Raw genomic sequence first — 10,269 nt, 5'->3', positions numbered from 1 at the left:
AAGGATTCGAAAAATTAGAACGATGGATAGATGGATTACAACAGAAACACCGTTTAAAAGGGCTCATAATTGGTATGGAGCCGACAGGACACTACGGGTATAACCTGGCGAATTGGCTTGCCGACAAGGGCAAGAACGTTGTCATGGTAAATCCGGCTACCACCAAAAGAAACAAGGAGAACCGGGATAATTCTCCCTCCAAAAGTGATCCGAAGGATGCGCTTGTCATTGCTGACGTGGTCGGCCGAGGCTACTACTATGAATACTCGCGACAGGCTATCGTTTTTCAAAGGTTGAAAACGATTATGAGTGATCGGGAATTTTGGGTGACGAATAGTGTRCGGCTGCAGAACCGGATCATTCGCTGGTTAGACATTCGCTTCCCTGAGTATTTCTCAGTGTTTGAAGACTGGACCTGCAAACGGTCCTTAGCTAMTTTGAAAGAATTCCCTTCTCCGCAGGATCTAGCGWCTCTGTCCGTATCAGAAGTGATCACAGGATGGAGAGAACATATGAAGCGAGCCGGTGGCTCCACTGGCATGCAGAAAGCTGCGCAGCTCATCGCTCAAGCYAAGCGWAGYGTAGGCGAAACGACTGCCCTCGATGAAGCAAAGCAGGATTTGGGGCGGCTATTTCAAGAGTTCGAACGGATTGTTGAGATMCTAGAAAGAATAGAAAAGGATATACAAGTGTTGCTCAGYGAAATTCCTATGGCYAATCAGCTTCGATCTATCGGCMTAGGCACGATCTGYATWGCAGCCATTCTATCAGGTGCTGGCGACCTCAGRCAGTATGSCCATGGACGTCAATTATTGCGTAAGGCAGGCTTAAACCTAGCCGAAAGCACTTCGGGGAAGCGSAAGGGACAGATCGTGCTTTCTAAAAGAGGTGATGCTATGCTGCGAAAATATCTGTATCTGGCKATGCTCCAACTYGTWGGAAATAACYCTKTKTTCCGACAGCTGCATAAGAATAATGTTCAAGTCAAGCAAATGAAGAAGCAYCAATCGGTATTTAAACTGATTGGGAAAYTGGCACGAATCATCATCGGCATTGTTAGTTGGGGGGAAACTTTTTCTCCTGAAAAAGCTGTCCCTACCTAAGACRGAWTAAACGATCACGTATATTGACTCATTCGCAGGATTTCACAAAGAAAGCACGGAGGACCGAGTTCGTACCCGATAAGGGCTTAGACCCGTCCGCTAAACGCTATCGGTCTCCACGCCTTGGTCAGGTGTAACGAAGGAATGTAAGGGCATAGACCCGTAGAGCTATGGGATGGTGAACCTCACAACAGCTGTATTTCATAGCGATGAAATCCTGCGAATGAGTGAGTATATGTGAGATAAACCCTTAAAACCGAGGGACGGGTACGATAGTTCAATGCCGAAGGGCTATCGCGTGGTCAATGTCATTTAGTTAAGGTGCAGGTCCAAATATCAAGAAAAAGAGCAGGTTATCGAAAAAGATAGCCCGCTCTTTTTTTTGTACGAAAAAGAGAANAGAGCTATGGGATGGTGAACCCCAAGGAAATTGTGGAGTATGCGTGCAGAAGAATAGTACTTGGAGAAATGTCCCACACGCTTCTTCTGTTCCCGCATGCCCAAGACCAGAGCAATGGTGCCTAATGAGCTTGCTTTATGAACAACAGCTGTATTCCATGGCGATGAAATCCTGCGAATGAGTGAGTATATGTGAGATAAACCCTTAAAACCGAGGGACGGGTATGTTAGTTAAATAGCACACATCGATGAGCAGGTGCTGCAGGAGCCTGCTTATTTTATTCATTTGTAAGCGTCAAACAGCCCCCACCTTGTCATCAAGTTGAGGGCTGTTTGACGCTTACGTTGCTATCGGAAATAGAAAAGTAACAGTTGCGTCTGGCGTTACGGTTTCAGTAAGGACCCCATAATTATTTACCGTAATAACAAGGTTGGAAGTGAAAGAGGATGTATATTCACTTGTTACGAGTGTCGTGTTGATCAAACGAATAACTTCCGGCGCATTGGTGCTAAAAAGGTTAAAAGTGTGTGCACCCGTTGATGCAGGCGTCATCATGGATACCTCAGGAATTCAAATCACGAATGGTAAGCTGCTTGCTTCATAATCATTTTGGCAGCCCTCCGTTTATGTAATAGCTATTTTCACGGTAGGCGAAAAAGGAGATTTCGAGAGCGGCTACGCGACAGCCAGAAGATGTCGCGTAGCCGCTTCGTCGAACCGGTCCCGTACGGAACTGCGTTCGAATCTCATATATTAGTACAAATTCTTGTCATTCGACATTAACTAACGAAATCCAACTGACCTATCTCAACGCTAAGCATACAATGTTGATAAAAGCTTAGGGTGGTGTATTTGGTGAGCGATTATTTTCGAAAGCATGAGCTTTGTGAACAGCTAAAAGTGGATAAGTCAACATTAACCAATTGGATAAAATACTTTCATGAATATATTCCGGTTATGAAACAAGGGGATGTTATGGTTTACGGACATGGAGCTTTACAGGTATTGGGCCGTATAAAAGAACTTCGGAACCAGTTATATTCGAGACAAACCATAAAAAGAATGTTAAAGGATGAAGGGTACAGTAGGACATACTAACTCGGCTTGTTTGCAATCTGTCTCTACTAAAGCCCCTCGGTATAAATCGATTATCGCAAGCTTGTGAATTCGCAGGATATCATCCCCACCTTCGATAAATACGTGTTTTATCCATTATATAGGAAAACCCGTAGATCCACTTATGGTGGAACATGATAAGAGAATGCGCGCATGCACAGCTGCTCTTTTCAAACGGATGAAGCTAGTTCATTTTATATTAATGTTGATATAAATATTGAGCATACTGAAGTGGCTGAATATAAACACTTCTTCCATTTTTGTGTATTTCATCATATAGATTTTTTTGCGGCATCCCGTTAATTTCTATAACCCAAACAAGTCCTTCCTTATCTAAAGCAAAATCTACGCTTAGTTCTCCCAAATGGTTGTTCGTAATTGCTGCCTCTATGGTTTTTGCAGCCTTCAAAGCGATTTTGTTTATGGATTGGATGATCACTTTAGTCTTATTCGGTGGGTACAGGCGATTAAGTAATTCTTCAGTCAAACATATATTTTCAAAGATGCTTGTATTAAAGCAGCCCTTATAAGAAATTCGACTAACGACATTTGTTACAGCCCATACGCCTTTTATATTTTTTTGCACGAGCGCACGAATATCGAAATTTTGTTCATTTAATTGCGACATATCGACACCTTTCTGAATGATATAAGGAGTGGGTCCGATAAGATTATGAATCTTCTCTTGAAATATCAAAGGGTCTCTCTCAATGAGTTCCGGAGTAAAATAATGGCGACAAATGTGAATATCTCCAGAGTTTTTCATTTCCACACGATACATATTATTCCCATAATGACCGTAGCATGGTTTTAAATATAAGGTTTTATGAATTTCTAATAATCGCAAGGCGTTCTCTCTATCATACGGAATGGTTTCCGGTAAATATTGAACAAGCAATTGGCTTAAATGGTTATACATTTCGAGTTTGTTGAATTGATTGATTTGATTGAAGCATTTATTTCTACCGACCACTAATGCCAATCGTTTGATCGTCGTATCTTTCAAATTGTAACAACGATTATAAATAACTTGAGGGAGCGGTAATCTGCTTATTTCCCAAGTTGACTTCGTACGATATAGTCCGATTATGCTCTTACGTTTCCAGTTAATCGAAGAGGGCGTGAAACAAACTAATTTTAATTTGGTTTTATTACATGCAAGATATTTATTGAGGACATATTTCCTTAAATGAGGGCTGATAACCATTATGCCTATATAATCATTCTTTTCGATCACTTTTTTTCATCCTTTTTCATGTAATATGAATCGAATATATCGTATGTCAATTATTTTTTAATGGCATGGACGATAGTACAGACAAATGAAAAGGATTTGCGCTATTAAATAAATACGCCAAAGTAATCGACTGAAATATTGTGATTTGGGACCAAATTGTAGTAATGATAAAGTTCGCCCTTCCCAAATACGGTCATCTTGAATAGCCTGTTCATAGACCAAAAGGAGTGTGATCGAATTATGGGTAAATGTAAGTGTCCTCCAGGCCCTCCAGGACCTGAAGGCCCTGAAGGACCTCAAGGACCTGAAGGTCTTGAAGGACCCCAAGGACCCCAAGGACCCCAAGGACCCCAAGGACCCCAAGGACCCCAAGGACCTCAAGGTCTTCCAGGACCAGCGGGACCTGGTTGCGTAGAACCTCTACCCATAGCTACGCAAATTGTTTATGTAAATAAAGCTGGTAATGATGCAACTGCTGACGGTTCTGAATGTGATCCCTTCTTAACGGTAACTGCAGCAATGGCTTCTATTGTGGATGCTACTCCAGCTAAACGTTATGCTATTTCCATTGGTCCTGGCAGTTATACCGAACCGTTAGTTCATCTAAAGGCAAACGTGCAATTGGTAGGAACTAGTACTTTATTAACCAGGTTATCCATACCATTCGATATTAATGATCCATCATGGTTTGAAACCGGATTTGTAAATGATAATCGGTCAGGATTCGTGGATCTAACTTTGTTGAGTGCCCCTCTTGATTTTAACTTTGTAACAAGAAGCAGTTTTAGTGGTAAATTATTTTTTGTTAGCGTTAATTTAGCTCCTTCTCCGACCTTCACGGCTTTTACCACTTCCGTTAATCAAGTCAATATCCGTGATTCGATGCTATCTGCTGGTTACACTCAAAATGGAATTAATATGACCATGTTTGCTTCATTTGTCTCTAGCGGAAATATCGTTATTAATTCACAAGCAACGACAGATGCTCAAGTTAATTTGGTCGGCGGTGGAATAAATGGAAATGTGATTATAAATGTTCAATCCGGTCATATTCCCATCGATCCTTTGAATTTAACCAGTTTTGCGATTACAGAAAACATTTTCAATCCATTTCCTAATTCAGGACAATTAATTGTTAATGGAGTAAATAACGTTATTACAAGAGTCAGAGCGACAGTTGATTCGATTCCGATTCGCTCTCGAGTCACGCTTACAGGAACAGTCACTACTTTAATTAGAGTGGATGACGCTTTCGGGTTAGCTTATACACCCGATAATCCAGCAAATTGGGCAGATCCTGATCCGACAACCGTACAAGAAGCATTAGATAGAATAGCAGCTAGAGTATTTACTATTGGTGGTGGAGTTCCCATTCCATAAATACTCGAAGTAGCCGCCGAGACTGCTCTATTTGTTAGTTGACACCAAATTTCAGAAATGATAGATTTAGCCCTTCCCTAATATGGCCAAGCTGAATAGCTTGTTCTTATAACAAAAAAAGGGATGTGATCGAATTATGCTATTTTTTAAATGCAAATGTCCTCCGGGCCCTCCTGGACCTGAAGGGCCTCAAGGACTTCAAGGACCTCAAGGACCTCAAGGACCTCCAGGACCAGTGGGACCTGGTTGCGTAGAACCTTTGCCAATAGCCACACAAATCGTTTATGTAAATAAAGCCGGTAATGATGCGACTGCTGACGGTTCTGAATGTGATCCATTTTTAACGGTTACTGCAGCAATGGCTTCTATTGTTGATGCTACTCCAGCAAAACGTTATGCTATTTCCATTGGTCCTGGCAGTTATATCGAACCATTAGTTCATCTAAAAGCAAACGTGCAATTGGTAGGAACGAGTACTTTATTAACAAGGTTATCTATCCCATTCGATATTAATGATCCATCATGGTTCGAAACCGGATTTGTAAATGATAATCGTTCAGGATTTGCAGATTTGACCTTACTCAGCGCACCACTTGATTTTAACTTTGTAACAGCCAGCAGTTTTAGCGGTAAATTATTTTTTGTTAGCGTTAATTTAGCTCCTTCTCCGACCTTCACTGCTTTAACTACTTCCGTCAATCAAGTCAATATACGTGATTCGATGCTATCTGCTGGTTACACTCAAAATGGAATTAATATGGTCATGTTCGCTTCATTTGTCTCCAGTGGAAATATCGTTATTAATTCACAAGCAACGACAGATGCTCAAGTTAATTTGGTTGGTGGCGGCATCAACGGAAATGTGATCATTAATGTTCAATCCGGTCATATTCCCATCGATCCTTTGAATTTAACCAGTTTTGCGATTACAGAAAACATTTTCAATCCATTTCCTAATTCGGGGCAGCTTATTGTTAATGGAGTCAATAACGTCATTACAAGAGTCAGAGCAACAGTCGATTCGATTCCGATTCGTTCCCGGGTAACTCTTACTGGTACGAATACCACTTTAATTAGAGTGGAGAATTGCTGCAGCGATTGGTCCTATCTAAGAGGTATTCAATCAAATGAGACAAGTTAGTTTGCAACGGTCGTATAGGAATCCTCGACAGACGTCGGGGTTTCTATTATTCAATTTTAAAAAATGTGCATCGTCAGTCTAATACTATATTTTTCAGTCTACAACTTTATTTTCAGTAAAATAAAGTTGTAGACTATTCTGTGGCGTTAACGGGTACGATAGTAAATAAGCAGTGTGCTATCCGGGCTCTTTTGAGTACCGGATTTTTTCAATAAATAAGATAAGTATTAGAAGATAAGAGTGACTGTTTTCTATCTAAAAAACGATCGTTTTTTAGACTTTGTAAACATCAACTTAAAATGCCCCAAACTGACCATTGTTTATTAAATCGTCTATTATTCAAGGTGTATTAAATGTGCTAATTTAAGGTTTAATAGACAAAAGGGGAATGGGAAATGGCTAAATTTGGCTATGCACGTGTTTCGACTTGGAATTAATGGAAAACCATCCTTTCTATGGAATTATGCTTATATAGAAAGGATAGCCTATTTCCCCATTTTGGAGTATAGATTCTTCTTAGCTTGATGGTGGCTGTACCCCATCCAGCTCGTCCGTGCGAGTCAAAATGGTTTCGTTTCTCTATATTTTCCCGGGGTAAGGCCTTCTACCTTTTTGAAGACTCGAATAAACACGGTATCACTTGTATATCCGACCATCCTTGCAATTTGAGCATTGGTCAGCTCAGAATCTGCCATAAGTTTTTTGGCGTGATTTAACCGAATGCTGGTCAAATAATCGCTAAAATTCCAACCGCTCATCTTTTTGAAAAACTGCGAAATGTATTGTGGCGTAATCTGCAGATGTTCGGATAACAAATTTAAGCTCATGTTAGGATCGGCAAAGTTAGCATCAATATAGGTTTGAATTTGTTCGAGGAGTTGTACACTGTGATCACGCCGCCCCAGCTTAAAAGATTCGGTGACCAACAGAAACAACTCTTTCGTCTTCGCGAACATCTCGTCGGTTGTTTTACAGGATAGCAGCAGACGTACCGGATTTATTTCGCCTTCGGCAAATCTCCGAAGGGCGGGAGCATCTGAATTCAATATTCGCAACAACGTTCCGGAGAGACTGAATAACAAACATCTACCCAATTCGGGGGCTATCGATTCGTTGCGGAAATTCACATCGAATAATCCCGTTAGCAGTTGCACGACTTGCTCTCGATCACCGCTTCGAATGCAGTTAATTAACTGCAATTCTGTTTCGACGGGGTAATGATAGTGTAACTTCTCATGGCGAATCGAATGAAAATAAAAAGTCGATAACGCGCCATTCACCAGCTTGTATTCCAATGCAGCAGTGGCTTCCAAATAAGCTTCCGCAATTTGCCGCAGGCCTTGATGTATCATGCTTACGGCAAAGCTGGTCTCCAGGTTGAAGCGATTCTCCAGCAGATCATGCAACTTCGAAACGATGCTCTTGACCCGGCATGTTCGATGATCCAATTGATCCGGCACCAGATTCACGATCAATGCCAATCGATCCTTCTCTAATTCGACCGTATGGATTGTATGTTGGTCATAGACGGAATCTTCCGCCAGATTTGCGATGATAAACCGAGCCAGTGCCCATTGCTTTTCGTTATGGTCCGGCGTGAACCTGGACAAACTGTCGATCTGAACAAGAATGACGGTGAAATGGGGATACGGAAAACGGATGTCCATAAATTCAAGGGACTGCTTCATCTGTTCGGGAGGCTCATAATAGCCTTGCATCAATCGCTGCAAATAATTCGAGCGAAGTAAAGGCAGTTGTTGAGCAAGTCTATTTTTAATATCCTTTTCCTCATTCCAAGATACCTTCACCATTTCCATGATGTAGTCAAGCTCATTCACGGCAAACTGATGCGGTCGAGATGTTCCGGCTGATATCGTTTCGACGATTTTTTTGATCGGAGAATAATTTTTATAAGCGATTCTGTAAGCTGCGACGCTACCTGCAAATAGGAATAATAGCAGAAGGATGAATGCGAAATGCTCCATTTCTTTCATTCTTTTTAAATATACTTCCAAAGGCATCACAGAGATATAGTACCAACCGACTTGTTCGGAGGTTGTGTACGATACCATAACATCTTGGCCATTCAATCTGTAATTTAAAAATCCTGAATCGGATTTCAGTTCAACCATAATGGAATAGGGCAATGGCTTCGCACCAGGTGTGCTGCTGATGAGTTCATGGTTCTGGGTCACGAGATAAATGGAGCTTTGGTTAGCCAGCTCAATTTGCCGTATCATTTCATGCACTTTCGATTCATCTATCAGTACGGTAAGGTTACCTCTTATATCCGTTAAGTCATTAACCGGCAACGATTGCATAAAAGTGATTACCTTAAAGGGGACTTCGTTAGGATTGGCGCTTCGCCGTAGGGTAGAAGACGGAAGATAAACTTGATTATGATAACTAAGCAGCTGTTCTCGCCAGTCTTTGAAGCTAAGATGATCAAAGCGATAATAATGGTCATAAAAGCTGCGTGCATCAGTTACCAGATTCGGCTTCATAACGGAATCACTACGATCCAGAAAAATGTAGAAATCATAAATAAAGCTGTTACTGATCACGCTGGGATAAGCCTTTAAATAATCATTTGTAAACTGCACGAAATGAAACTGCTGTGAAAGGTCTTTATTATCCTTTTCCAGAAGATAACCTAACTTGGGATTAAGTATAATATGTCGCGATAATTGCTGAACCTCATTAAACTTGCTGTCCATATTAAGACGTAATTGCTCCAGCATGGCAAGATTTGAATGTTCTGCATTTGATTTCATGATATGTTCGATATTCGCATAGAGAGCAAACCATAAGATGACGGGCAGCAGGAGCAGGAAAAAGTTAGCTATCAACATTTTGACGAATATGCTTTTTCTGCTGCTTCCAGCGTTCATTCTCCGAACAATGGAAAACAATAGATATCACTCCCGGATGTAATAAAACTTGCCCTGTCCCTATACAGCTGTAAATTCAGGAAGAGCAAGCATATTTCCTTTATGAACTCTAACCATTACTCTTTTAGCGCACCGATCAAAACGCCGTGCACAAAGTATTTTTGCAGAAACGGATACAGGATCAAGATTGGCAATGTAGATACAATGATCGTCGCGTATTTAATCGTTATCCCAATATCCATACGATCGCCGGTCGCTGCCCCGGTCATCATATTATCTGTGCTGTTTGAAATAAGAATTTCCCTGAGCACCAACTGAAGAGGGAACAATTCTCGATCACGCAAATAGATCAATGCACTGAAATACGAATTCCAATGTCCGACGGCGTACCATAAAATCATAACGGCAATCACGGGAAGAGAAAGGGGGATAATAATCCTACTCAGAATGATCCAGTCATTCGCTCCGTCGATGCGTGCGGATTCCTCCAAACTTACGGGTATGCCTTGAAATGCGGTTCGCATAATGATTAAGTTAAAAGAGCTGATTGCCCCAGGCAAGAGGAGCGCCCAAGGCGTATTTAACATGCCTAGATTATTTACCAGCAGGAAAGATGGAATAAGTCCCCCGCTGAACACCATTGTGATCACGATGATGAGCATGATGGAGTTTTTGAAATAAACGTTACGACGGGAAAGAGCATATGCACCGAGCGTTGTCATAATCAAGTTGATGGCTGTACCTGCTGTGACATAGAAAAGCGTGTTCCGGTAGCCAGTTGAAATCATTGGGTTTTCCAGCACCGCTTTATAGGCATCTAAGCTAAACCCCTGTGGGTAAAACAGCATGCCGCGAAACCGGGCCATTTCCGTAGGATCGCTTAGAGATGCGAAAAGGATATAAATAAATGGATAAAGCGTAATGAAACTAAGCGAAAGCATAAAACACATATTAAACCATGAAAATACGGTTTCACCCAGAGAACGTTTATAAGTCATTTG

6 protein-coding genes and 1 pseudogene are annotated in these 10,269 nt (G+C 41.3%); 4 read left to right on the top strand and 3 right to left on the bottom strand.

From position 1 onward, the window contains the following. Both ASG81_RS11375 and ASG81_RS33925 read left to right on the top strand, forming a co-directional pair. Positions 1 to 1,103, top strand: a 1,103-nt coding sequence (locus ASG81_RS11375; RefSeq protein ID WP_056633590.1) for an IS110 family transposase, incomplete at its 5' end; no start/stop codon positions are given. A 1,243-nt stretch (positions 1,104 to 2,346) separates the two neighbouring features. Next, positions 2,347 to 2,601: a MerR family transcriptional regulator gene (locus ASG81_RS33925; RefSeq protein WP_081417272.1), complete on the top strand. Its 255-nt coding sequence runs from the start codon at positions 2,347 to 2,349 to the stop codon at positions 2,599 to 2,601. A gap of 217 nt (positions 2,602 to 2,818) precedes the next feature. On the opposite strand, the gene ASG81_RS11365 is transcribed toward ASG81_RS33925, so the two are convergent. Continuing rightward, positions 2,819 to 3,856: a YheC/YheD family endospore coat-associated protein gene (locus ASG81_RS11365; protein WP_056633559.1), complete on the bottom strand. Its 1,038-nt coding sequence runs from the start codon at positions 3,854 to 3,856 to the stop codon at positions 2,819 to 2,821. A gap of 240 nt (positions 3,857 to 4,096) precedes the next feature. Here ASG81_RS11365 and ASG81_RS11355 point away from each other — a divergent pair, with 240 nt between their 5' ends. Both ASG81_RS11355 and ASG81_RS11350 read left to right on the top strand, forming a co-directional pair. Beyond that, positions 4,097 to 5,236, top strand: coding sequence for an exosporium leader peptide (locus ASG81_RS11355; protein WP_081417271.1), 1,140 nt, complete (start codon positions 4,097 to 4,099; stop codon positions 5,234 to 5,236). Positions 5,237 to 5,402: 166 nt separating this feature from the next. Continuing rightward, positions 5,403 to 6,323 (top strand): annotated as a pseudogene (locus ASG81_RS11350) (hypothetical protein); the annotation flags it as partial. A gap of 614 nt (positions 6,324 to 6,937) precedes the next feature. Here the strand turns inward: ASG81_RS11350 and ASG81_RS11345 are convergent. Further along, positions 6,938 to 9,289 carry a helix-turn-helix domain-containing protein gene (locus ASG81_RS11345; protein ID WP_056633550.1) on the bottom strand — a complete coding sequence of 784 codons (2,352 nt, stop codon included), beginning with the start codon at positions 9,287 to 9,289 and terminating at the stop codon, positions 6,938 to 6,940. A gap of 95 nt (positions 9,290 to 9,384) precedes the next feature. Beyond that, positions 9,385 to 10,266, bottom strand: a complete 882-nt coding sequence (locus ASG81_RS11340; protein ID WP_056633547.1) for a carbohydrate ABC transporter permease — start codon at positions 10,264 to 10,266, stop codon at positions 9,385 to 9,387. Positions 10,267 to 10,269 lie beyond the last annotated feature (3 nt).

The organism is Paenibacillus sp. Soil522, from assembly GCF_001428245.1.
Lineage (GTDB): Bacteria > Bacillota > Bacilli > Paenibacillales > Paenibacillaceae > Pristimantibacillus.
Note: the sequence above shows the minus strand (reverse complement) of the source record. Positions and strands in the feature narration are given on the sequence as shown.

Excerpts from the sequence above, each read along its gene's own strand:
- ASG81_RS11355 (WP_081417271.1), top strand. The coding sequence starts at position 4,097 with ATGGGTAAATGTAAGTGTCCTCCAGGCCCTCCAGGACCTGAAGGCCCT.
- ASG81_RS11340 (WP_056633547.1), bottom strand. The coding sequence starts at position 10,266 with ATGACTTATAAACGTTCTCTGGGTGAAACCGTATTTTCATGGTTTAAT.